This window comes from Nocardia sp. NPDC006630, from assembly GCF_040611495.1.
Lineage (GTDB): Bacteria > Actinomycetota > Actinomycetes > Mycobacteriales > Mycobacteriaceae > Nocardia.
Window position 1 is genome coordinate 45314 of sequence record NZ_JBEXOK010000013.1, and the last position, 22908, is coordinate 68221.

The 22908-nt window shown below is 68.0% G+C and carries 21 protein-coding genes; 13 read left to right on the forward strand and 8 right to left on the reverse strand.

Annotated elements, in window-relative coordinates; genetic code table 11:
* Nucleotides 1-101: 101 nt before the first annotated feature.
* The 4 genes from ABZX86_RS33790 (at nucleotide 102) to ABZX86_RS33805 (ending at nucleotide 5022) form a co-directional block, all read left to right on the forward strand.
* Entirely contained in the window at nucleotides 102-1586 is a 1485-nt protein-coding gene (locus ABZX86_RS33790; protein WP_355129460.1) for a glycosyltransferase family 39 protein, read from the forward strand.
* Nucleotides 1583-2515 carry a glucosyl-3-phosphoglycerate synthase gene (locus tag ABZX86_RS33795; protein ID WP_355129462.1) on the forward strand — a complete coding sequence of 311 codons (933 nt, stop codon included), beginning with the start codon at nucleotides 1583-1585 and terminating at the stop codon, nucleotides 2513-2515. Before ABZX86_RS33790 ends, ABZX86_RS33795 begins: the two co-directional genes overlap by 4 nt.
* Before the next feature lie 80 nt (nucleotides 2516-2595).
* The gene (locus ABZX86_RS33800; protein ID WP_355129711.1) at nucleotides 2596-3540 is read left to right on the forward strand and encodes an alpha/beta hydrolase family protein; all 945 of its coding nucleotides are present in this window, start codon (nucleotides 2596-2598) and stop codon (nucleotides 3538-3540) included.
* Between the two features lie 63 nt (nucleotides 3541-3603).
* Nucleotides 3604-5022: an MATE family efflux transporter gene (locus ABZX86_RS33805; protein WP_355129464.1), complete on the forward strand. Its 1419-nt coding sequence runs from the start codon at nucleotides 3604-3606 to the stop codon at nucleotides 5020-5022.
* Here ABZX86_RS33805 and ABZX86_RS33810 read toward each other — a convergent pair whose 3' ends face one another.
* The 3 genes from ABZX86_RS33810 to ABZX86_RS33820 are packed head-to-tail and all read right to left on the reverse strand — an operon-like array spanning nucleotide 5023 to nucleotide 8405.
* A complete protein-coding gene (locus ABZX86_RS33810; protein WP_355129466.1) occupies nucleotides 5023-5766 on the reverse strand; it encodes a succinate dehydrogenase/fumarate reductase iron-sulfur subunit in 744 nt (247 codons plus the stop codon). It abuts the gene before it with no gap.
* Between the two features lie 15 nt (nucleotides 5767-5781).
* Nucleotides 5782-7713 (reverse strand): fumarate reductase/succinate dehydrogenase flavoprotein subunit, encoded by a 1932-nt coding sequence (locus tag ABZX86_RS33815; RefSeq protein WP_355129468.1) that lies wholly within the window; start codon nucleotides 7711-7713, stop codon nucleotides 5782-5784.
* Between the two features lie 2 nt (nucleotides 7714-7715).
* The gene (locus ABZX86_RS33820) at nucleotides 7716-8405 is read right to left on the reverse strand and encodes a succinate dehydrogenase cytochrome b subunit (protein WP_355129470.1); all 690 of its coding nucleotides are present in this window, start codon (nucleotides 8403-8405) and stop codon (nucleotides 7716-7718) included.
* Between the two features lie 211 nt (nucleotides 8406-8616).
* Between ABZX86_RS33820 and ABZX86_RS33825 the strand changes: the two genes are divergently transcribed.
* A complete protein-coding gene (locus ABZX86_RS33825) occupies nucleotides 8617-9585 on the forward strand; it encodes a LysR substrate-binding domain-containing protein (RefSeq protein WP_355129472.1) in 969 nt (322 codons plus the stop codon).
* 31 nt (nucleotides 9586-9616) lie between these two features.
* On the opposite strand, the gene ABZX86_RS33830 is transcribed toward ABZX86_RS33825, so the two are convergent.
* The 3 genes from ABZX86_RS33830 to grpE form a co-directional block, all read right to left on the reverse strand.
* Entirely contained in the window at nucleotides 9617-10747 is a 1131-nt protein-coding gene (locus tag ABZX86_RS33830; RefSeq protein WP_355129474.1) for a Rieske 2Fe-2S domain-containing protein, read from the reverse strand.
* On the reverse strand, nucleotides 10744-11526 hold the full coding sequence (locus ABZX86_RS33835) for an SDR family oxidoreductase (RefSeq protein WP_355129476.1): 783 nt from the start codon (nucleotides 11524-11526) through the stop codon (nucleotides 10744-10746). Before ABZX86_RS33835 ends, ABZX86_RS33830 begins: the two co-directional genes overlap by 4 nt.
* A gap of 77 nt (nucleotides 11527-11603) precedes the next feature.
* The gene (gene grpE, locus ABZX86_RS33840; RefSeq protein ID WP_355129478.1) at nucleotides 11604-12125 is read right to left on the reverse strand and encodes a nucleotide exchange factor GrpE; all 522 of its coding nucleotides are present in this window, start codon (nucleotides 12123-12125) and stop codon (nucleotides 11604-11606) included.
* A gap of 50 nt (nucleotides 12126-12175) precedes the next feature.
* On the opposite strand from grpE, the gene ABZX86_RS33845 reads away from it, so the two are divergent.
* The 3 genes from ABZX86_RS33845 (at nucleotide 12176) to ABZX86_RS33855 (ending at nucleotide 17330) form a co-directional block, all read left to right on the forward strand.
* The gene (locus ABZX86_RS33845) at nucleotides 12176-13861 is read left to right on the forward strand and encodes an Hsp70 family protein (RefSeq protein ID WP_355129713.1); all 1686 of its coding nucleotides are present in this window, start codon (nucleotides 12176-12178) and stop codon (nucleotides 13859-13861) included.
* On the forward strand, nucleotides 13858-16248 hold the full coding sequence (locus ABZX86_RS33850) for an Ig-like domain repeat protein (RefSeq protein ID WP_355129480.1): 2391 nt from the start codon (nucleotides 13858-13860) through the stop codon (nucleotides 16246-16248). Before ABZX86_RS33845 ends, ABZX86_RS33850 begins: the two co-directional genes overlap by 4 nt.
* 125 nt (nucleotides 16249-16373) lie before the next feature.
* The gene (locus tag ABZX86_RS33855; RefSeq protein WP_355129482.1) at nucleotides 16374-17330 is read left to right on the forward strand and encodes a metallophosphoesterase; all 957 of its coding nucleotides are present in this window, start codon (nucleotides 16374-16376) and stop codon (nucleotides 17328-17330) included.
* A gap of 84 nt (nucleotides 17331-17414) precedes the next feature.
* Here the strand turns inward: ABZX86_RS33855 and ABZX86_RS33860 are convergent, their stop codons facing one another.
* Nucleotides 17415-17852, reverse strand: a complete 438-nt coding sequence (locus ABZX86_RS33860; protein ID WP_355129484.1) for a DoxX family protein — start codon at nucleotides 17850-17852, stop codon at nucleotides 17415-17417.
* Nucleotides 17853-17952: 100 nt separating this feature from the next.
* Here ABZX86_RS33860 and ABZX86_RS33865 point away from each other — a divergent pair, with 100 nt between their 5' ends.
* From ABZX86_RS33865 to ABZX86_RS33885, 5 genes are all read left to right on the forward strand, one after another.
* Nucleotides 17953-18522 carry a TetR/AcrR family transcriptional regulator gene (locus ABZX86_RS33865; protein ID WP_355129715.1) on the forward strand — a complete coding sequence of 190 codons (570 nt, stop codon included), beginning with the start codon at nucleotides 17953-17955 and terminating at the stop codon, nucleotides 18520-18522.
* 442 nt (nucleotides 18523-18964) lie between these two features.
* Nucleotides 18965-19639 (forward strand): 4'-phosphopantetheinyl transferase Npt, encoded by a 675-nt coding sequence (npt, locus tag ABZX86_RS33870; protein WP_355129717.1) that lies wholly within the window; start codon nucleotides 18965-18967, stop codon nucleotides 19637-19639.
* Nucleotides 19639-20577 (forward strand): tRNA pseudouridine(55) synthase TruB, encoded by a 939-nt coding sequence (gene truB, locus ABZX86_RS33875; RefSeq protein ID WP_355129486.1) that lies wholly within the window; start codon nucleotides 19639-19641, stop codon nucleotides 20575-20577. The genes npt and truB overlap by 1 nt, the downstream gene beginning before the upstream one ends.
* A 45-nt stretch (nucleotides 20578-20622) precedes the next feature.
* Nucleotides 20623-21516: a LysR family transcriptional regulator gene (locus ABZX86_RS33880; RefSeq protein ID WP_355129488.1), complete on the forward strand. Its 894-nt coding sequence runs from the start codon at nucleotides 20623-20625 to the stop codon at nucleotides 21514-21516.
* A 193-nt stretch (nucleotides 21517-21709) separates the two neighbouring features.
* Nucleotides 21710-22453, forward strand: a complete 744-nt coding sequence (locus tag ABZX86_RS33885; RefSeq protein WP_355129490.1) for an SDR family oxidoreductase — start codon at nucleotides 21710-21712, stop codon at nucleotides 22451-22453.
* Here ABZX86_RS33885 and ABZX86_RS33890 read toward each other — a convergent pair.
* A complete protein-coding gene (locus ABZX86_RS33890) occupies nucleotides 22450-22758 on the reverse strand; it encodes a hypothetical protein (RefSeq protein WP_355129492.1) in 309 nt (102 codons plus the stop codon). The two genes, ABZX86_RS33885 and ABZX86_RS33890, sit on opposite strands and share 4 nt — an antisense overlap.
* Nucleotides 22759-22908: the final 150 nt, after the last annotated feature.

Genomic DNA, 22908 nt, shown 5'->3' on the forward strand with positions numbered 1-22908 from the left:
CCGGAACGGCCATGTCGCTGAAACCCGGTCCCTCTGCCGATGACTCCCGGTACGGGATCATCCGAGATGCGTTGCCGCCGTGGGACGTACGGTGGGTGGGTGTGATCACGGGGGTGACGGCGGTGGTGCTGTGCCTGCGGGCGGGACGGTACGGCTACTTCGGGGACGAGCTGTACTTCCTCTCGGCTGGGCGGCATCTTGCGGTCGGGTATGCGGATCAGGGGCCGCTGGTGCCGGTGCTGGCCCGCGCAGCGGGCTGGATGGCGCCGGAATCGGTTACCGTGCTGCGGATTCCGTCGATTGTGTGCGCGGTGGCGTCGATCTGGGTGTGCGCCGCGCTGGCGCGGGAGTTCGGGGGCGGCCGAGGCGCGCAGCGAATGGCGGCGCTCGCGTACGCCACGAGTCCCTTCCTGATCACGGCGGCGGCCACGCTGTCCACCTTCGCGATCGATGCCACCTTGTCCGCCGCACTGCTCTGGATACTGGTGCGCTGGAGTAGAATTCGTGACGATCGGCTGCTCCTCGGCGCTGCGGTCATTGCCGCTGTCGACCTACAGGTGAAGCTGCTGCTACCGGTCCTCGGCGCCGGAATTGTGCTGGGATTGCTCATCTTCGGTCCGCGTGCGGTGTGCCGCCGCCCGCTGCTGTGGGCGGGGATATCGGCGGCCGGGCTCTCCGCGGTCCCGAGTCTGTGGTGGCAGGTGCGGCACGGCTGGCCACAGCTGGCCATGGGTCCGGTCATCGCGGCTGAGCAGCGGGCGGCGACCGGCGGTGTGGGCGGATTGCCGATGCAGTGGGCACTGCTGCTCGGGGTGTGCGGATGCCCGGCGGCCGCCGCCGGACTGTGGGCGCTGCTGCGGTCTCCGGCCTTGCGCCCCTATCGATTTGCCGCGGTCGCGGTGCTGGTGCAGGCGCTGTTCGTGGTGGTCACCGACTCCAGGCCCTACTATCTGGCGGGCCTGTTCCCGGTACTGCTCGCGGCAGGCGCGGTGTGGTACGCCGATCGCGATCGGCGCACCTGGCTCGACATTGCCGGTCGTGGCGTGGCCGCAGTGTCGATGGTGATCGCCCTGGCCGTGGTTGTCCTGCTCCCCTTGCCCGCATCGTCACTGCGCGAGCCCGCGGACACGCAGCGCGCCGTGTCCCTGCGAATGCGAATGTTCGGTGTGAGCGGCTGGGCGGAAATGGTGACAGCCGTCGATGCGGCGGTGCTTGGCTTGGACCCGGATGCGAGTTCGCATGTCGTCCTCATCGCCCAGAACTATTGGCAGGCAGCAGCTCTCGATGAGTTCGGCGTCGGCCTGCCGCCGGTGTACAGCGCGAACCGGGGGTTCGCCTACTTCGGGAGCCCGCCGGAGACCGCGACCACCGTGCTCTACGTCGGTTCGAACTCGGCGGAAACGTCACTGCGCCAGACGTTCTCCGAGGTTCGGCCGATCTCCCGGTTGGACGCCCCACTCGGATTCCCGGGCATCACCCGGCACGTCGTCATCTGGCGCTGTGACCATCCGCTGCGCCCCTGGTCCGATATCTGGCCGGACTGGCACACCACCATCCTCGATTCGGGTGAAGGGATAGATCGATGACCTACCGGAGAACTCCTGCCAACATCATCTGGTTTCACCAGGATTGGTCGATACCGGAGCTGATCGAACGCAAGGCCGGGCGCACCGTCTCGGTCGTGCTGCCGGCGCTGAACGAGCAGGCCACCATTGCCGGGGTACTCGGATCCATCCGCGGCCTGGTGGGAACACTGGTGGACGAGCTGGTGGTCATCGACTCCGGTTCCACCGATCACACCGTGGCCATTGCCGAAGCCTCCGGCGCCACTGCGGTTTACACCCGTGAGCAGGCGATGCCGGGAATACCGCCACGGCCGGGCAAGGGTGAGGTGCTGTGGCGGTCGCTGGCCGTGACCACCGGTGATCTCGTTGTCTTCATCGATTCCGATCTGCTGGCGCCGAATCCGCTCTTCGTTCCGGCCCTACTGGCTCCGCTGCTGTTCGAGGAGCACATCGAACTGGTGAAGGGCTACTACCGCCGGCCGCTCATCGCCGACCCCTCCGGTGATGCGGACGGCGGCGGGCGAGTCACCCAGCTGGTGGCGCGCCCGCTGCTCGCCGCGCTGGCGCCCGAACTCGGCGAGGTACTGCAACCGCTCGGCGGTGAGTACGCCGCAACCCGAAAGCTGTTGACCGGCATTCCTTTCGCGCCCGGCTACGGCGTCGAGATCGGCATTCTCATCGACGCCTGGCAGCGCTACGGTGCGCAGGCCATTGCCCAGGTCGATCTGGGCACCCGCATTCATCGCAATCGCCCCACCCATGAACTGGCCGTCATGAGCCGCCAGCTCATCGCCACCCTGCTCGATCGGCTCGGCATCCACGATTCGGGTATCGGCCTGGCGCTGTATCGGCCGGAGGGCAACTCCTGGCGGCGGACGGTCAGCACAGTATCGGTCGCGGACCGGCCACCCATGGCGAGCATGCAGGTCGTCGAGGGAGGAATCTTGTGAGAACGCGGCGCAGACTCCAATTGCACTGGCACACAATCCGATACCGCACCACAGCTGTATGGCTGGCATTGCTGCTCGGCATGCTGACCGCGGCGACGGGCCACAGCGGGCCTCCGGATTCCGCGACCGATGGTTCGCATCTCGACCGCATCGAGCCGGTGCGCGATCGGGTGTCGGATGTCTACGTCTACTCCGCCGCCATGAACACCGTCATCCGCAATCGGGTCCTGCGCGCCGCCGACCCGGACGCACCCGCACCCACCCTCTATCTGCTCAACGGCGCGAACGGCGGCGTCGACGGCAGCTGGTACGACGAGACCGATGTGGCGGACTTCTTCCGCGACAAGCAGGTCAATGTGGTGATCCCGGTGGGCGGCGCCGGAAGCTATTTCACCGATTGGGCATTCGACGACCCGATTCTCGGCCACCCGAGGTGGTCGACCTTCCTCACCGGGGAGCTGCCGCCGGTCGTCGATGCGGCGTTCCACGGCAGTGGCGCCGATGCCATCGCCGGTATCTCGATGGCCGGGACGTCGGTGTTCCAGCTCGCGCTGGCCGCGCCGGGCCGGTATCGGGCCATCGGCTCCTACAGCGGGTGCGTGCGGACCAGCGATCCGCAGGGGCAGGCCTTCGTCACCGCCGCGGTGGGGCGGCAGCGCGGCAATGCGTTCAATATGTGGGGTCCGCCCGGTGACGCGCGGTGGGCGGCGAATGACGCCTACCTGCATGCCGATCGGCTGCGCGGCACCGCGATCTACGTATCCACCGGCACGGGCGTGCCGGGGCCGTTCGATACGCCCGAGGGCGCGCACGGTGATCTGCTCCAACTCACCTGGCAACTGCTGTTCGGCGCGCCGCTCGAAGCGGTGATGAACATGTGCACCCGGGAGCTGCAGGAGCGGTTCCAGCAGCTCGGAATTCCGGCCACCTTCGATCTGCGGCCCACGGGCACGCACTCCTGGCGCTATTGGCAGGAGGATCTGCACCGGTCCTGGCCAGGCTTCGAAAAGGCGCTCACCAGCTAGAAACCAGCAGCCGCCACAGCACCGGCAGGCCTCTCGGCCGGTGCTGTGTGCGATGGTGATCGGATGAGCGGTGTCGACGAGGAGGGCGGGGATGACCCGGCGGAGGCCTTCGCCGATGTCGTGACGGCGTCGGCGCGGTCGGGGCTCGGTGCGGATCCGGCCGCGGCCGGGCCGGGCCGGATTCTCGGCATTGCCGTGCCGACCCTGGGCGTATTGATCGCCGAGCCGATCTACCTGCTGTTCGATATGGCGGTGGTAGGCCGATTGGGTGCGCTGGCGCTGGCCGGCCTGGCGGTCGGCGGATTGATTCTGGCGCAGGTCAGTACGCAGTTGACATTTCTGAGTTACGGGACGACCTCACGAGCCTCGCGCCGGCACGGGGCGGGGGATGAGCGCGGCGCGATCGGCGAAGGGGTGCAGGCGAGTTGGATCGCCGCCGGGGTGGGGCTGGCGATTGTTCTTGTGCTGCAGGTCTTCGCGGGTCCGGTGACGCGCGCCATCGCCGGTGGCAGCGAGATCGCGGCGGGCGCGGAGTCCTGGTTGCGCATCGCGCTGTTCGGGGTGCCGTTGATTCTGCTGTCGATGGCGGGCAACGGCTGGATGCGCGGGGTCCAGCAGACGCGGCGGCCCCTGCTGTATGTGATTGCGGGGCTGGCGCTTTCGGGCGTGCTGTGCCCGATGCTGGTGCACGGGCTGCTGGGTGCGCCGCGACTGGAACTGGAGGGCTCCGCGGTGGCCAATCTGGCGGGGCAGGTGGTGACCGCCGTACTTTTCGTGCTGGCGCTCCGGCGCTCGAAAGTGCCTCTGGCGCCGCATAGTGCGATCATGAAGGCGCAATTGGTGCTGGGGCGGGACCTGATCGCGCGCAGTCTGTCCTTTCAGGCGTGCTTCGTCTCCGCAGCGGCGGTGGCCTCCCGATTCGGGGCGGCCTCGGTCGCCGCGCACCAATTGGTGCTGCAGCTCTGGAATTTCCTCGCCCTGACCCTGGATTCGCTGGCCATTGCCGCGCAGACCCTGGTGGGCGCCGCCCTGGGAGCCGGAAACGCGCGCGGCGCACAGGGTTTGGCGCGGCGCATTACCGGCTGGTCCACGGTGTTCGCGGTGGCGCTGGCCGTGGTCTTCGCGGCCGGATACTCGGTCATACCGAACCTGTTCACCACCGATCCGTCGGTGCTGGACCGCACCCACGTGGTGTGGTGGTTCTTCGTCGGCATCATTCCGATCGCCGGAGTGGTCTTCGCACTGGACGGCGTGCTGCTCGGTGCGGGCGACGCCGCCTTCCTGCGCAATGCCACCCTCGGATCGGCGCTGCTCGGCTTTCTCCCGGCCATCTGGCTATCGCTGGTCTACGACTGGGGCATTGCCGGAATCTGGACCGGGCTGGTCGCTTTCATGGTGCTGCGCCTCGCCGCCGTATCGTGGCGGGCACTGTCCGGGCGCTGGGCCCGGGTGGGCGCGGATGTGCCGGGACGGCCGGCCTGATCAGCGTCCCTTCCTGGCAGCGCGCAGCAGATCCCTGTTGAGCCGTCCGATCACGTCCTGGGGGATCTCCTTCGGGCAGGCGAGCGTGCACTCGCCGGTATTGGTGCAGCCGCCGAACCCCAACTCGTCGTGGGTCTCCAGCATGTCGGCCACCCGCGAGTACCGCTCCGGCTGTCCCTGCGGCAGCAGTCCGAGGTGGGTGATCTTGGCGGCGGTGAACAGCATGGCCGAGCCATTGGGGCAGGCCGCCACGCAGGCGCCGCAGCCGATGCATTCGGCGGCCTGGAAGGCGAAGTCGGCATCGGGTTTGGGGACCGGCACCGAGTGGGCCTCGGGCGCGGCGCCGGTCGGCGCGGTGATGTAGCCGCCCGCCTGAATGATCCTATCGAACGCCGAGCGGTCGACAACAAGATCCTTGACGACGGGAAAAGCCTTGGCCCGCCACGGTTCGACCGTGATGGTGTCGCCGTCGGCGAACTTGCGCATATGGAGCTGGCAGGTGGTGGTCGCCTGCTCCGGGCCGTGCGGAGTGCCGTCGATGACGAGCGAGCACATACCGCAGATGCCCTCGCGGCAGTCGTGATCGAAGGCGATCGGCTCCTCGCCCGCGCCGGTCAGACGCTCGTTGAGAACATCGAGCATTTCCAGAAACGAAGCGTCGGAAGAGATCTCGACCTGGTAGTCGATCAGTCCGCCCTCGTCCCGAGGACCCCGCTGCCGCCAGATGCGCAGTGTGAGCTTCATGGGTGACACCCCTTATTACTTGTAGGACCGGGTGGTCGGGTGGACGTACTCGAAATTCAGCGCCTCCCGGTGCAGCGTCGGCGGCTCGTCCGAGTCGTTCCACTCCCACGCGGCGACATAGGAGAAGTTCTGGTCGTCGCGCCTGGCCTCGCCGTCCTCGGTCCGCGACTCCGCGCGGAAGTGCCCGCCCGCGGATTCGGTGCGATGCAGGGCGTCGATCACCATGAGCTCGGCCAGTTCGAGGAAGTCGGCCACCCGGCCCGCGCGTTCCAGCGACTGATTGAGGTCGTCGCCCGAGCCCGGCACCGTGACCCGCTCCCAGAACTCCGCGCGCAGAGCGGGAATCAGGTCGAGCGCCTTGCGCAGGCCCTCCTCGGTCCGCTCCATCCCGCAGTACTCCCACATGATGTGGCCGAGTTCGCGATGGAAGGAATCGACCGTGCGGTCGCCGTTGATCGACAGCAGTCTGCCGATCATCGAGGTGACCCGGCGCTCGGCTGCCGCGATCGCGGTATCGGGGACATCCCCGGCGAGGCCGCGGGCCAGATAGTCGCCGATGGTGGTGGGGAGTACGAAGTACCCGTCGGCCAGGCCCTGCATGAGCGCCGACGCGCCGAGCCGGTTGGCGCCGTGATCGGAGAAATTGGCCTCGCCGATCACGAACAGACCGGGGATGGTCGAGCGGAGGTCGTAATCGACCCACAATCCACCCATCGTGTAGTGCACGGCGGGGTAGATGCGCATGGGCCGCTCGTACGGATTCTCGCCCGTGATCCGCTCGTACATCGTGAAGAGGTTGCCGTACTTGGCTTTCACCGCATCCAGGCCGAGCCGCCCGATCGCGTCGGCGAAGTCGAGGTAGACGCCGAGCCCGCCGGGACCCACACCCCGTCCCTCGTCGCAGACGTTCTTGGCCGCCCGGGAGGCGATATCGCGGGGGACCAGATTGCCGAACGCCGGGTAGATGCGCTCCAGGTAGTAATCGCGCTCATCCTCTGGGATATCGCGGGGCTCGCGGTGGTCACCGGCCTGCTGCGGCACCCACACCCGGCCGTCATTGCGCAGCGACTCCGACATGAGGGTCAGCTTCGACTGGTGTTCGCCCGAGACCGGAATGCAGGTCGGGTGGATCTGGGTGAAGCACGGGTTGGCGAAGTACGCGCCGTGCTTGTGCGCACGCCAGGAGGCGGTGACATTCGAGCCCATGGCATTGGTCGAGAGGAAATACACGTTGCTGTACCCGCCGGAGGCCAGCACCACCGCATCGGCGGTGTAGGACTTGATCTCTCCGGTGATGAGATCGCGAACCACCACGCCCCGCGCCACCCCGTCGGCCATGATCAGATCGAGCATCTCGTGCCGGGCGTGCAGTTCGACAGTGCCGGCATCGACCTGGCGCAGCAGGGCCTGGTAGGCGCCCAGTAGCAGTTGCTGACCCGTCTGACCGCGGGCGTAGAAGGTACGGGAAACCTGTGTGCCGCCGAAGGATCGGTTGTCGAGCAGGCCGCCGTACTCCCGGGCGAACGGAACACCCTGCGCGACACACTGATCGATGATCTGCGTGGAGATCTCGGCCAGGCGGTGCACATTCGACTCGCGAGAACGGTAATCGCCGCCCTTGACCGTGTCGTAGAACAGGCGGTGCACGCTGTCGCCGTCATTGCGATAGTTCTTGGCGGCGTTGATGCCGCCCTGCGCGGCGATCGAGTGGGCCCGGCGCGGGGAGTCCTGGAAGCAGAACTGGATGACGTGATAGCCCTGTTCACCCAGTGTGGCGCCGGCCGCGCCGCCGGCCAGGCCGGTGCCGATGATTATGATCTTCTTCTTCCGCTTGTTCGCGGGGTTGACCAGCCTGGCCTCGAATTTACGGGTGGTCCAGCGGTCGGCGATCGGTCCGGCCGGGGCGGTGCTGTCGGCGATCGGATCGCCGCTGTTGTACCAGGTCATGATTACTTCACCCATCCGAATGTGACGGCGATCGGGACTGCGAGGAATCCGACGACCAGCAGCGCCGAGACCGCGGCCGCGAGCAGGTCGTAGCGGGCATAACTGCGGCTGCTCGCCAGTCCGAGTGTTTGGAAGGCGCTGCGAATGCCGTGCCGCAGGTGCACACCCACCAGGACGACCGCCACGACGTAGAACAGCGTGATGTACCAGCGTGAGGGTTCGAAGTCGGCGACGACCTTGGCATGCGGAGAGGAGTTGCCGCCCTTGGGGTTCACCGCGCCGAAGGTCAGGTCGAGCAGATGCCAGATGAGGAACAGCAGGATGATGACGCCGCCGTACCGCATGGTGTGCACGGCATAACCCTGGGCGTGCGACTTCTTCTTGACCGCGTACCGGACGGGTCTGGCGCGCCGCGCCGTGCGGGCGAGGGAGACCGCCGACCACATGTGCAGAATCACGCTCACGGTGAGCACGATCTCCATTCCGGTGAGCAGCCACCGGTGCGGCAGTGCCGGCTCGCCCAGCGTGCGCAGCCATCCGGCGTAGTGATCGAAGTCCGAATCACCCAGGAAGATCTTGAGATTGCCGGCCATATGCGCGAGCAGGAACAGCACGAGGACGGCGCCGGTCACCGCCATGACGGCCTTCTTGCCGACCGTCGAGCGGTACAGCGCGGGTATTGCGATAGCCACCAGCGGAAAATATGGCCGGAGTGCGCGGCGGGTCCAAGTCCGCAACGCTCTGGTGTCGATGGCCGCGGGCTATGCAGCAAGCTGCGGGCGTAATTACTACGCCCCGTAGGGGTTTCGTGGCGTGAGGGCTTTCACACCCCAGAACGCGCCGCGGCGCGGTCACCGGCTCCGGGGTCGAAGGCCGCAAGTGCGTGGTCCTAGGCTGTCGAACGTGCAGTTGCAGCAGTTGTCGTACTTCCTGGCCGTGGCGACGACCAGGCATTTCACGCACGCGGCCGAGGCGCTGGGCGTCGCGCAGCCTTCGCTGTCCAAGCAGATCCGGGCGCTGGAGACCGAGCTCGGCGCTCCGCTGTTCAGCCGGGCCAGAGGGAATATCACCCTGACCCCGGCGGGTGAGGCGCTGCTCCCGCTCGCCAATCGAATCCTGGCCGATGTGGACACCGCGCGGCTCGAGGTGCAGGAACTCGCGGGACTGCGGCGCGGCCGGGTCCGGCTGGGAGCCACGCCGTCACTGTGCTCGGGACTGCTGGCGGACACCCTGCGGCTCTTCCACGACGGCTATCCGGGAATCAGACTGCTGGTGGAAGAGGGCGGCTCGCGTGATCTGGTGCGGGAGCTGACCAGGGGAGCGCTCGACCTGGCCCTGGTGATCCTGCCCCTCGCCGAGGACACGCCGCTGGTCACCAGCCCGCTGCTGCGGGAGAACCTGGTGGTCGCCTCGCGCGTCGATGACACGTCGCTGCCGAACCGGCCGCACCTGCACATCACTGATCTGCGGGACCGGCCGCTGGTGATGTTCCGGGCCGGATACGACCTGCGCGAGGCGACGATCGCGGCGTGCCGGCACGCCGGATTCGAACCCCGCTTCGCGGTCGAGGGCGGGGAGATGGACGCGGTCCTGCGGTTCGTGGAGGTGGGGCTCGGGGTGGCGGTCGTCCCGAGCACGGTCTTGACGGGCCGGCCCGGGCTGCGCGGCACACCGCTGCTGCTGGACGGCGGCCGCGGTGCGCCCGGCCTGCACCGTACGGTCGCGCTGGCGCACCGTAAGGATGTCGCTCCGACCCACGCCGCCATCGCTTTTCGCGAAACGCTGGAGACGTTCCTCATCGACGCGGACGCCGACGGCAGCTTGCCGGCAGGGGTCGAATTACTGGCCGCCGCCGTCACGGGGCCGCGCTGACTGTGCGGCCGTCACGAGCCCTATCAGTGTCCTAACTCTGTTCCGCCGCAAGCTTTTCCAGGTTGGCGGCGACCTCGGCGCGCCAGTTCTCATTGGCGTGTGTGGTGTCGACCTCGAATTCGAAGCGGGCGGTCATGTCCGGGGTGATGTCTGCGACGTCGACGTAGAACTGCTCGTACCAGCGGCGGTGCTGGTAGACCGGCCCGTCCTCCTGGGTGAGCAGCGGATTGTCGATGCGGGTCTTGTGCTTCCAGATCTCGACGTCCTGCAGGAAGCCGACGCCGAAGCTCTTGCCGAACGCCTTGGCCAGCTTCTGCGATTTCTCCGGCGGCAGGCCGTCGATGCGCTGCACACTGACGCCCCACTGCAGCATGAACGAATTGTGCGTGACCGGATAGTGGCAGTTGATCAGCGCCACCTCCACCGTATTGTCGCCGAAGTCGTTGTGCAGGTAGTTGATCATGTAGGATGGCCCGAAATACGAAGCCTCCGAACGCAACAGCTGCATCTCGGTCGAATAGTTCGAGGCGGTATGCATATCCGGCCGCCCCTTCGAATGCAGGAACTGCGTGGCCACATGGCCCTCGAACACATTCTTGAAGAACACCGGATAGGCGAAGTGGATATAGAAGAAGTGCGCCATATCGACGTTGTTGTCGATGATTTCGCGGCAGTGCGCACCCTCGATGAGCAGTGAGTTCCAGCTCCAGTCGCTCCATAGATCGGTGCCCATGCCCTCGATGTGCGGGATGGCGACCTCGGGCTGCGGGGGATTGCCCTCCGGATCGTTCCAGACGAAGAACTGCCCGTTCTCCTCGCAGGTGGTCCAGGAGCGGGTCTTGGCCAGCGGCGGCACCCGGCGGGCGTAAGGGATTGCGGCGCACTTGCCGTCGCCGCGCCAGCGCCAATCATGGAACGGGCAGGCGATATTGTCGCCCTTGATGCTCCCGTAGCTCAGATCCGCGCCCATATGCCGGCAGTACCCGTCGAGCGCGTGCAACGCCCCGGTGCTGTCCGCCCAGATCACCAGCTTGGTGCCGAAAGCGCTGATGGAGTGCGGCTGTCCGTCCCGGAAGCTCTCGGCCAGGCCGAGACAGTGCCAGCCGCGCGCAAACCGCGTCATCGGCTGTCCCACATCGATGGTGCGAATATCCGGTGTCATTGTCGCCCTCCGCGATTGATGATCGGGGCCATCACATCGGGCATGAGTCGATTGAGCCCGATAATGATTCGGTTGTAGGCCGGAAAGGTGATGAACTGCTTGTTCTTCGAGACGCCGTGCAGGATGGCGTCCGCGGCGTCGAGCGGTGTCACCTTGGCGAACGGCAGTTTGTCGATCGAGGCCCGGTAGTTGTAGCCGGGGAGATTCACCGCACTGTCGAAGATGCCGGTGTCGACCACGCCGGGCAGGACCGCGCTGACCCGAATGCCGTGTGCGGCGGCCTCGGCGCGCAGCGAGGTGCTCAATCCGACCACGGCGTGCTTGGTGGCGGCATAGGCGGTGGACCGCGCGACGGGCAGCACGCCCGCACTGCTGGCGGTGTTCACAATGTGTCCGCTGCCCTGTTTGCGCATGACCGCGTAGGCGAGCTGGCTGCCATGGATGACACCCCACAGGTTCACGCCGATGATGCGGTCCCACGCCGCTTCGGTCATCTCCTCGAAGTCGCCGCCGACCACCATGCCCGCATTATTGAAAATCAGGTCCAGCGTGCCTTTTTCGCTGACGGCGCGATCGATCACGGCGGCAATGGCGGACCGGTCGGAGACATCGGTGACCATGGTCGTGAGGCGGTCGCTGGTGACCAGCCGGTCGAGCCCGGCGGCATCGCGATCGGCGGCGTACACGGTGGCGCCCCGCTCCAGGAGCCGCGTCACGAGGGCGCGGCCGATCCCGGAGGCGGCGCCCGTGACGATCGCGGTCGCGGCGGAAGAGGTCATGCGCCGAGATTAAGCATCGGTGCTTAATTTCTGCAAGCAATTGCTTAAATGTTCCTGGCTACCGGAGCCGGATGTGGTCAGTCCTGTCCGTCCGGACGATGGCGGCGGACGACCACTCGGGCGGGCCGCACCGAGCGGTCGGCGACGGTCAGACCGGGTTCGACCACGGCGTCGACCGTGCGGTCGGCGGCCGGGTCCGCGGTGGCGGTGACGTCGGCGGCCTCCATCGTCAGCGCGTCGAAGGCGCTGCCCGGTGCGGGGCTGACGATCTGCCCGCCGCGTCCGATCAGCAGTCGTTCCACGCGGGCCGCGAAGGTCTCGAAAGCCGTTCGCTCGGCGCCGGATCCGGCGGTGCCCGCCAGTGCCCGCGCATCGCTGTACAGGGCGAACAGCTCGACCACCAGGGGCAGGTCGGCGCCGAGGCGTTCCCGCTGCGCGCGGGCCTTGGCCTCGTCGGTGAGCCGCTCCAGAGTGGCGGCCTGGCGGGCGATCACGCGGGTCAGATCGTCGATGCGCTCGGCCAGTGGACGGGTGCGGTCCGCGCCTGCGGGTTCGCTTGCGGCATCAGGGTTCCCGGTCGCTGCGGCGGGTTCGGTCATGCTCCGAACCTTAATCCCGGGTGCCGCCGGTGACTGCTACGATCGCGACCATGGGGGTCTTCGGCATCGACCTGGGCACAACGAATTCGGCCATCGCGCGGATCGACGCGGACGGGCGCCCGGAGATTTTGATCGGTATGAACGGTGAGCAGACGGTGCCGTCGGTGGTGCTGTTCGCGTCCGCGACCGATCATGTGGTCGGTGAGGGCGCGCGCCGCCAATCCCGGCTGGATCCCGAGCATGTGTGCACGCTGGTGAAGCGGCGCATGGGCGATGCGGACTGGCGATTCATGGCGCACGGGCAGAGTTGGTCCGCGCCAGCGGTCTCCTCCCTGATCTTGAAGAGCCTCGCGGCAGACGCCGAATTCGGCGGCGGCGGAACCGTGCAGCGGGTGGTGATCACCGTGCCCGCGTACTTCGGCGACGAGGAGCGGCGGGCCACCATCCAGGCCGGGACCTACGCCGGATTCGATGTGGCGGGCGTACTTTCCGAGCCCATTGCCGCGGCCCTGTCCTATGGTTTCGGGCGGCTGGACGGCAGTATCGATATCGGTAAGAGCGGCGGCCTGCGCGAGACCGTGCTCGTCTACGACCTGGGCGGCGGCACCTTCGACGCCACCGTCATCGAACTGTCCGATCGCCGCATCTCCGTGCTCGCCGTCGAGGGCGATCATCAGCTGGGCGGGGCGGACTGGGATGAGCGGATCGCCCTGCATCTTTCGCAGCAGTTCTGCGAGGCCAATCCGGATGCCGAAGACCCGCTGGACGATTCGGCCGGATCGCAGATGCTGGTGCTCGCCGCCGAGCGCGCCAAGCGGGAACTCGGTGAGTCCGAGAGCACCGATGTGGTTGTCACGCATGACGGTGTGCGCGCCGTGATCACCCTGACCCGCAGCGAGCTGGAGGCCATGACCGCCTCGCTGCTGCGGCGCACCATCGACCTCACCAAGGCGTGCCTGGCCGCGGCGGAGCAGCGCGGGGTGCGGCAGGTGGATCGGGTGCTGCTGGTCGGCGGTTCCTCGCGCATGCCCATGGTGGCGCGCGAACTGAAGCGGGAACTGGGCCTGACCGGCGAGCTGCGCGATCCGGATCTGTCGGTCGCGCGCGGCGCCGCCCTCTACGGCGAGAAGCTGGAGATGGAGCGGCTGGTCATCGCGGATCTGGTGACGCGCGGCCGTTTACGCGATGGCGCGGATCTCTACGATGCCGATCCCCGCGACCTGGAGCAGTCGCTCGAGCGGGTCGCCGCCTCCTTCGGGCAGCCGGTGTCCCTGGTGCGGCGCATGCTCGAAATTCAGGTGGATACCGTGGTGTCGCGCGGTTTCGGGGTGCTGGCCCTCGATACCTACAACGGGCTGGCGGCCAGCTGGCTGGTGCATCGCAATCAGACCCTGCCCATTCGGGTGCGCCGCTCCTACGGCACGGTGCGCGCCGATCAGGATCAGATCGAACTGACCATCGTCGAACAGCAGGGGCAGGCCGCCTCGACCCGCCCCGAGGATACGAAAGTATTGGTGGAGGGGCGCATTCGGGATATTCCGGCGGGTTATCCGGCGGGCAGCGAAGTGCAGGTCACCTTCGAGATGGGTTTCGACGGCGTCCTGCACGTGACGGCCTATCACGTGGATGCCCGTATGCCGCTTGCCCTTTCGGTGCAGACCGGCGCGACGCTGTCCCAGGCGGATGTGGCGCGTGAGCTGGATCAGCTGCAGCGCACCCGCCGCCGCGCGGTGTGAGCGCGGTATCCATGCACGCCTTCGATCCGAACGACTACCGCAAACGAGTGCTCGCGGCCGTGGAACGCCGCGGCGGCATCGACCACTCGGATGCGTTCGAGCTGTACGACATTCCGCTCGAGGAGGCGCCCCGGCTCGGTGATGCCGAGGTGCGGGCGCGCATCGAGGAGGTGTGGGGCTTCTGGCAGAAGCAGCGCGACCATCCCAAGTACCGGGTGCTGGCCGGACTGCTCGTCGATGAGCACGCGCAGCTGTCCGCCCCGCTGCTCGATGCGGGGATGCGCCGGATCGAGGCCGAGCGTGTCAAACACCTGCGGGCGCGCCGGGATGCCGAGCGCTACGAAATGCTCGATTCCGCCATCGAACGACTTGTGCAGCGGCACGGCGCAATTCCGGCTGGCAAGATTGCCGGGCTGGAAGATATCGGCAAGCTGAGCGGTCTCGATCCCGCCGAGGTCCAGGCCCGGCTGCGGCGGCATCGTCTCCTCGACGAGGACGCCGCCCCGGCCCCCGCGCCCGCCGGGGTGAGTGTGCAACGGCGGCAGCAGATTCGGAAGCTGCTCGCCGAATACGATCGCCTGCTCCCCGGCGATCCGGTACCCACCCTGCTGGCCCTGCTCGGCCTGGATTTCACCAAGGCCCGCCAAACCTCCGAAATCCGTTTGCGCGCTGAGGCTTTGCGCGCCCGCACCCGCGAACTGCCGCCCGGCCGGGTACGCGTGGTGCTGGACGAGTTGCTCGTACACGTCAGCGACCTGCTCGAACCCGGCGGCAGCGCCATGGACGGCTACCTGCAGGCCATTATCGACGACGTCACCGACCTGCTGCGTCCCAAGGTCCGCGCGGCGGTGCTCGTCGAAGACCGTCTGGTAGAGGGCGATCACGATTACCTGATCGGCGAAGCCATCGCCGCCGGACTCGACCACCCCGCCGCCGAACGCGTAATCCTCGCCCTCGCAGACGAGCTCGGCACCACGGTAGAGGGCGCGGAGCCGTCGCCCAGCTCCGGACCACAGAACTCGGCTGCGCCACCCATCTCGTACACACGCACCAGGCCGTCCTCCGGCACAACCTCGCAGGCGACCGGCGGCGGGGGGAACCGTGCCGAGGCGGGCGCGGGTACGGGGCATGCCGGATCCGCGGATACGGCACAGTCCGGGGCGGGCGCTGGATACTCGGGGGCCAGTGCCGGGTCTTCGCGGACGACTTCCGGTGCGGGATATGCGGGTTCGGGTCGGGGCGGGACCGATTCGCCGGACCATGGCGCGGCCTCTGGTTACCACCGCACGTCCGGGGGCTCGCAGCCGCGGCAGTGGGAGGAGCCGCTGAAGGCGGCTCGGGCAGCGCTGCGGGCCGGGCATCCGGGTGCGGCGGCTTCCCATGTGGCGCAGGCGCAGCGGAGTGTCGGGGATGACAGCCTCGGGGCGACCTCGGTGCGGCCTATTGCCGAACTGGTGGAGCGGGTGCTGGCCGAGGCGGCGGTGCGCTGGCGTGGGGCGCGCGTCGGGTGTGCGGGTAAGCGGTATGTCGAGGCGCTCGATCATCTCGAATATCTGCAGCGTGCGGCTTCCGATGTGCCCAATCCGGAAAGCGGCGGACCGAGTCTGGCGGAGCTGACGGCGCAGGCGCGGGCTGCGCTCGCCGAGGCCGATCGGTTGTTCGCGGCGGCCCCGGCCGCACCGGTCGTCGCCCGAATGCGTGCGCTGCGTGCGATTTTCGACATCTGCGCCGATCACGCCGATACCACCGCGGCACTGTCCGTACTGCCGGTCGACGCGCCCGGTCAGGTGACCGCGAACCGCAAACCCGATGGCACGGTGGTGATCGCCTGGTCGCCGTCCACCACGGAGCAGACCGAGTACCGGGTCACCCGTTTACAACCGGACGGTTCCTGGCGAGTGGTCGGCCGCACGCGGGGCACCGCCCTCGAGGATGGCGCCGCAATGGCCGGTCCGGTACCCGTGTACGGCGTTGTCGCCTCGGTATCGGGCCGCGCCTCGGAGGTGACCCGCTCGGACGGCCAGGCCCGTCCGCAGGAGACCGCTCCCGCCGCTCCCGCCGAAGATCCCACGCCCAGCGGTATGCCGGCCGTCCGGGACCTGGCCGAACGAGCCGGGCTCCTGCTCTTCGAATGGCCCACCGGCATCACCGAGGTCATGGTGGTGGCCCGCACCGATGCCCCGCCGGTCGACCCGGACGATGCGCGCGCCGACCGCAAATGGAAGGTCACCAATACCCGCTATCAGATCGACGGCGGCGCAAAACTTCCCACCGACCTGCTGCGCCCCTGCCATCTCGGGGTGGCCTCCTGCCGCCGGGAAGCCTCCGGCGTCCTGACGGTGGCAGCCGGTTTCGCGCCCGCCGCCCGGATTCGCCTGGACAGCTGAGGTCCTCCGCCCTCCGCTGACCTGGAGCAGGGGGTGACCGACGGTCTGCGCGCGGGCGCATGGGAATCTGGAGGCGGCCGCCATCGTTGCTGCGAAGGTTGGTTCGAGCAGAGAGGCGGAGCTGGGTGATTCCGAAACTGATGGCGGTGAGCGACATCCATGTCGGGCATCAGGGCAATAAACCCGTGGTCGAGGCGATCCGGGCGGATTCACCCGAGGACTGGCTGATCCTCGCCGGTGATGTGGGGGAGAAGACCGACGATTTCCGCTGGGCGCTGGAAACCCTGCGCCGCCAGTTCGCCAAGGTGATCTGGGTGCCTGGCAATCACGAATTGTGGACCACGGCAAAGGATCCCGTGCAGATGCACGGGGCCGGGCGCTACGACTACCTGGTGTCGATCTGCCGTGATCTGGATGTGGTCACGCCGGAGGATCCGTTCCCGGTGTGGGAGGGCGCGGGTGCGGAGGCGTACGGCGGCGCGGTGACCCTGGTCCCGATGTTCCTGCTCTACGACTACTCCTGGCTGCCGAAGGGCACCACCACCAAGGCCGAGGGCCTGGCCCTGGCCCGGGAGCGCAATGTGGTCGCCACCGACGAATTCCTGCTCTCCTCGGAGCCGTACCTGACCCGGGACGCCTGGTGCCACGCCCGCGTGAAGTACACCCAGCGCCGTCTCGACGCGCTGCCCGCGGAGACCCCGGTGGTGCTGATCAATCACTTCCCGCTGCTGCGGGAGATCACCGACATGCTCTGGTACCCGGAGTTCGCGCTGTGGTGCGGCACCGACCTCACCGCCGACTGGCACACCAGCTACAACGTGGTGTGCTCGGTCTACGGTCATCTGCACATTCCGCGCACCACCTTCCACGACGGCGTGCGCTTCGAAGAGGTCTCGCTCGGCTATCCCCGGGAGTGGCAGCGGCGCGGTCTGCCCGACCAGCTGCTGCGGCAGATCCTTCCGGTGCCCGATTACGGTGACACGCTCAATGAGTGGGGCGGGCATTTCAAGATCACGCCCGAAATGCGGGAAGCCGGCCTGAAGATGCAGGAACAGGCGCAGAAGCGGCGCGGGCTGGCATAGGCGCCGGGCCTGACGTTCAGGCAGCGTATCGGGCCGCCCGCTTGGTGCTGCGGACGGCTCGATGTGCTACTGCGACAGGGCTTCTCAGCCCACCGAGACGATCGCGCAGGCACCCAGGAAGATCGCCTGCACGACCGTCCGCAGCGGTAGCGGCATGGTCTTGACACCCACATCCTGTTTCGCGGCACGCACATTCGCCGGGAACATGATGAGCAGCAGCAGGAACAGGCAGAGTGCGGCCACCCGGGGGAACGGCGGGAGCAGCAGGCCCACCGCGCCGGCGGCCTCCAGCACGCCGGTCAGCGTGACCATGGCGCCGGCATTCGGGAATTGCGGCGGGACCATGGCGATCAGCTCGTTCCGCTTGGGCTGCGCGAAGTGCGCGCCGGCGGTCATGGCGAACATGGCGGCCAGTCCCAGGGCCGTGGTGTGCGGCCAGGAATCGAGCCAGGCATAACCGGTGAGCCACCCGATGAGCCGGGTCAGTCCGGTAACGACGGCAAGTACAACCAGCGGGGCCATCGGATCTCCTGTGTATCGAGCACGCAATCTTGACAGTGGCTAGATTAGGTCCGCGCGGCGGAACTTGTCAATGACTAGATTGCGGTCCATGATGGGGCCCATGGCGAAAACCGGCTACCACCACGGAGATCTGCGGGCCACCATCCTGGCGGCGGCCGCCGAGCAGATTGCCACCGACGGTGTCGACGCCGTCTCCCTGCGAGGTCTGGCGCGCCGCGCTGAGGTCTCCCATGCCGCGCCCGCGCATCACTTCGGTGATCGCGCGGGCCTGCTCACCGCACTGGCCATCGAGGGCTTCGAATTGCTGACGGTGGAGATGAACGCGGCCGGCACGGATTTCCACGCCGCCGCGATCGCCTATGTACGGTTCGCCCTGCGGCATCCGGGCCACTTCGATGTGATGTTCCGCCGCGATCTGCTGCGCGGTGACGATCCGCAATTGGCCCAGGCGCGCAACAGATCCGGCGCGGCCCTGCGCTCCGGTGTCGCCGCCGAACAGCCCGACCACTCCGAGCGCGGACAGCTGGCCACCCAGCTCGCCGCCTGGTCCATCGTGCACGGCTTCGCGGTGCTGTGGCGCGAAGGCGCACTGGAGAATTCGGCACTCGCCTTCGAGCAGGACCCGGAAGCCCTGGCCCGCAACATGATTGCCACCGTGCGCTTCGAATAAGTGCGCGGCCTTCTCGTGCTGCCCCGCCATGGCGCGTCATGGACGTATATGTGTGGAAGCACACCGATCGCTGGATCGCGGTCCGCGTCCGCGACGCCTGACCTCCGGCTGCGCCTGCTCCCGATAGACGCCCGGTTTCGGGCTCTCATGGACGGCGCTCGATATCGCCGGTATTCACCTGCGGATTGCGGTGTGCACCCGCGCTGCCTGGTCGACACGCCCCGTGGCCGTCGACGAGACCTATAGGGCCGCGCGGCCCGGCCGGTATATCCCCGGCGTTCGGTTCGGAGCCGAGCGGCGATGCTGGCGGACACTGGCCCGTCGTGTGCTCGCGCCCGGCCGGTAGGCTCGTTCGGGCAAGTGGCGGTGCGATCAGGAGGCGGTCATCGAAGAGCGGGCAGTCGCGGCGGCGGAGTCGGTACCTACGACGGAGTCGGCGCGCATTCTCGGGAGCATCCTCCCCCCTGGCGTCGCCTCGGCCGAACTGCTGGCGTACCCGGAGGGGCTGCAGCCCCATCCCGCCGAGGAGCATTTGATCGCGCGGGCGGTGGAGAAGCGGCGGCGCGATTTCATCGGCGCGCGGTACTGCGCCCGGCAGGCGCTGGCCCAACTCGGTGAGCCCGCGGTGGCCATCGGCAAGGGCGGCACCGGCGAACCGCTGCTCCCGCGCGGCATTGTCGGCAGCCTCACGCACTGCGACGGCTACCGGGCGGCGGCGCTCGGCCACAAACTGCGTTTCCGTTCCATCGGCATCGATGCCGAACCGCACGCCGCGCTGCCCGACGGTGTGCTCGACTCGGTGAGTCTGCCGCCCGAAAGGGAGTGGCTCGCAACGGTTCTGCCCGGCACCGGACTGCATCTGGACCGACTGCTGTTCTGCGCCAAGGAGGCGACCTACAAGGCGTGGTTCCCGCTGACCGGCCGCTGGCTGGGCTTCGAGGACGCGCACATCACCTTCACCGTGGACGAGGAGTCCGCGGGCACCGGTGCGGGCTCCTTCCATACGCGTCTGCTGATTCCGGGCCAGACCACCGACGGCGGCGCCGCGCTGCACAGCTTCGACGGTCGCTGGGTGATCACCGACGGACTGATTCTGACCGCGATCGTGGAGGCCTGATGAGCGAGAAGCGGACACCCGTCGTCGATGCGCTCGGCGGCCTGCTGATCGTCGATAAGGACGGCGGCTGGACCAGTCACGATGTGGTCGCCAAGAGCCGAGGGCTGTTGCGTACCAAGAAGGTCGGGCATGCGGGCACCCTCGATCCGATGGCGACCGGCGTGCTGGTGCTGGGCGTGGAGCGGGCCACCAAGATTCTCGGCCAGCTGATCCTGACCACCAAGGCGTACACGGCGACCATTCGCCTGGGGCAGTCCACCATTACCGACGACGCCGAGGGCGAGGTCACCGCGACCACCTCCGCCGCGCACCTCACAGATGCCGAAATCGCTTCTGGCGTAGCCGAACTGACCGGTGACATCCAGCAGGTACCGGCCACCGTCAGCGCCATCAAGATCAATGGTGAGCGCGCCTACGCCCGCGCCCGCGCGGGGGAGGACGTCCAGCTGGCCGCCCGCCCGGTCACCGTGAGCCGCTTCGATATTCTCGAACGCCGCGATATCGACACCGGCACAGCGCAATTCGTCGACCTCGATGTCGAGGTCGACTGCACCTCCGGCACCTACATCCGCGCCCTGGCCCGTGATCTCGGCGAAAAGCTCGGTGTCGGTGGCCATCTCACCGCCCTGCGCCGCACCCGAGTGGGCCCCTTCACGCTGGAACACGCGCGAACCCTCGCGACCCTGGCCGCCGCGGCGGAGGCAGGCGACCCGCTGCTGAGCCTGGATATCGACGAGGCGGTGCGCGCAGCCTTCCCGATCCGCGATATCGACGATGCCCAGGCCGAAGACCTGCGCAACGGCCGCTGGCTCGAACCTGCCGGTCTGCCGGGCGTCTACGCCGCGGTGGATTCCTCCGGCCGTGCCATCGCCCTGCTGAAGGAGAGCGGTAAGCGCGCCGCGTCCGTCCTGGTGATCCGCCCCGCCAACCTTCCCTGAACCGCTCGCACCCGGATCGACACCCGGGCGGCCTAGAGTGCTGTGGTGGTCGAATTACGGCAGTTGCGGTATTTCGTGGCGGTAGCGGAGGAATTGCACTTCCGCCGGGCCGCGGAGCGGCTGTTCATCTCCGCGCCGACGCTCAGTCAGCAGATCCGGGCCATCGAGCGCGAGATCGGCGGGCCGCTGCTCATTCGCGGCTCCCAGGGCGTCGAATTGACCGCTGCCGGTGAGGTTTTGCTGAAGAACTCGCGCACGGTGCTGGAGGCCGCGGAGATCGCGCTGCGCGAGACGCGCATGGTCGCCAATCCCGAATGCGCGGTCTTCCGGCTCGGCGTGGTGAACGGCGCGCCGAGCTGGCTGCCCGCGCGCATCGAATCGCTGCTCAAGGCCCGGCAACCCGGCGCCCGCGTGGTTTTGACCGGCGGGCCCACCGCCGACCAGGTGCGCCTGCTCGATCGCGAGGATGTGGATCTGGCGGTGCTGCGCATGCCGGTGCGCCTGCCCGAACACCTCACCAGCACCGCCATTGCCGTGGAGGAGCTGGGCATCGTCATGTCTCGCGAACATCCGCTCGCCCTTCGCAGCACCATCGAACCGGTGCACCTGCGCGGTCAGGAACTGATCATGTTCGCCCGCGATTCCGCTCCCGAACTGCATGATTCGCTGCTCGCACAGCTGCGCGAGCAGGGTGCGGCCGTCGCCCTCAGCGAGAGCGCCATGAGCCACGCTCAAATGCTCTCACTGCTGCCGCTGCGCCCCGCCGCCATCGGCCTGGGTTCCGCACGCACCGCCACCGCCCCCGGATTGGCCTGGCGCCCACTGCATCCGCACCCGCTGGTCATCAGCTACGTCGCCGCCTGGCGCCCCGCCGCCCGCAACTCCGCACTACGGGCCGTCGCCGAGGTGCTCGCCAGCGGATCCCGGCTGTCGCCCTGACCGCCCGTACCGGCTACCACGCACCCTCGGGTGAGGTCTGCCGTGCCCGCATCGCCAGTCGGCTGAATCGCTGTGGCACGGCTCGCATCTGCGCCGCCGAGCAGCAGCGGCAGCAGCCCCGTTAGTCGGCGGCTCATCCGGCTTCGATACCGCGACATGGACGCGCACTGCCGCCGCGGGTTTGCTGAAAGGCATGACAGACAAGGGATTCGACAATCAGATCGGCCGCTCCGTCGTGATCGGCGGCGGTTCCGGTATGGGCCAGGCGATTGCCGACGCGCTGCTGGCCGCGGGCAGCGAGGTGACCATCGTCGGGCGCTCGGCCGAGCGACTCGCCGATGCGGTACGCGAACTCGGCGACGGCAAGCTCGCGGCCATTGCCGCGGACGTCAGTGATGAGGACCAGGTCCGGCGCCTGTTCGACACCGTCGGCGCGGTCGATCACGTGATCACCACCGCCGCCGATCTGCGCGGAGCCTACGGTCCCGTAAGCACTTTCGATTTCGGGAACGGCCGCGGCTTCCTCGAGACCAAACTGATCGGCTCCATGCTGCTGGCGAAGCACGCCCGCATCACCCCCGGCGGTTCCCTCACCTTCACCTCCGGCATCGCCGCCTACCGCCCGGCCGCGGGCGGGGCCATGGTGGCCGCCGTGAACGCCGCCCTGGAGGGCCTGGCCCGCGCCCTCGCCGTCGAACTCGCCCCCACCCGCGTGAACGTCCTCTCGCCCGGGTGGGTCGAGACCGGGGTATGGGACAACATGCCCTGGGACGACAAGGCGGACCGCCTGCGCGCCATGGCCGAACGCCTGCCGGCAGGCCGCCTCGGCCGCCCGGAAGACATTGCGCAGGCAGCACTTTCGCTACTGCGCAACCCTTCATCACCGGCACGGTCCTGCATGTGGACGGCGGCCACCGGCTGGTCTGATGCGACCTAGAGACTCTGCCCGGCCAGGCAGCCGTGACCACCACTGGACATAGAGCACAGCAGCCCGATCGGCGCGAGCAGGATCGTGGCAACAGCGCCGATGGCGTTGCTGATTCCGGCGGTCGAGCCGGTGGGCAGGAGGCTGACCAGTGGGCCGATAATGGCGGACGTGGCAGCGCTGCTGCCGGTATCGCTGCTGCCGGAATCGGCGACAGCGGCTGGGTTTTCGAGGTTCAGTGGCGTGGCGGAGGCCGAGCCGACGGTGCCGAGGGCGATGGTTGCGCCGGCGATGCCGGCGAGGAGTGAGCGCTTCAAGGTCGATCCTTTGTACGGGTACTGCTTCGACGTCGAGTGACGTTGAGGCAGCACGGTACATAGCGACCGCCCAGTCGGAGGGCTATTCGAGCATTCTGGGCGTGTGCCGAATCCGGTTGTGCCGGTGCGTATTTCGATGCACAGAACGCC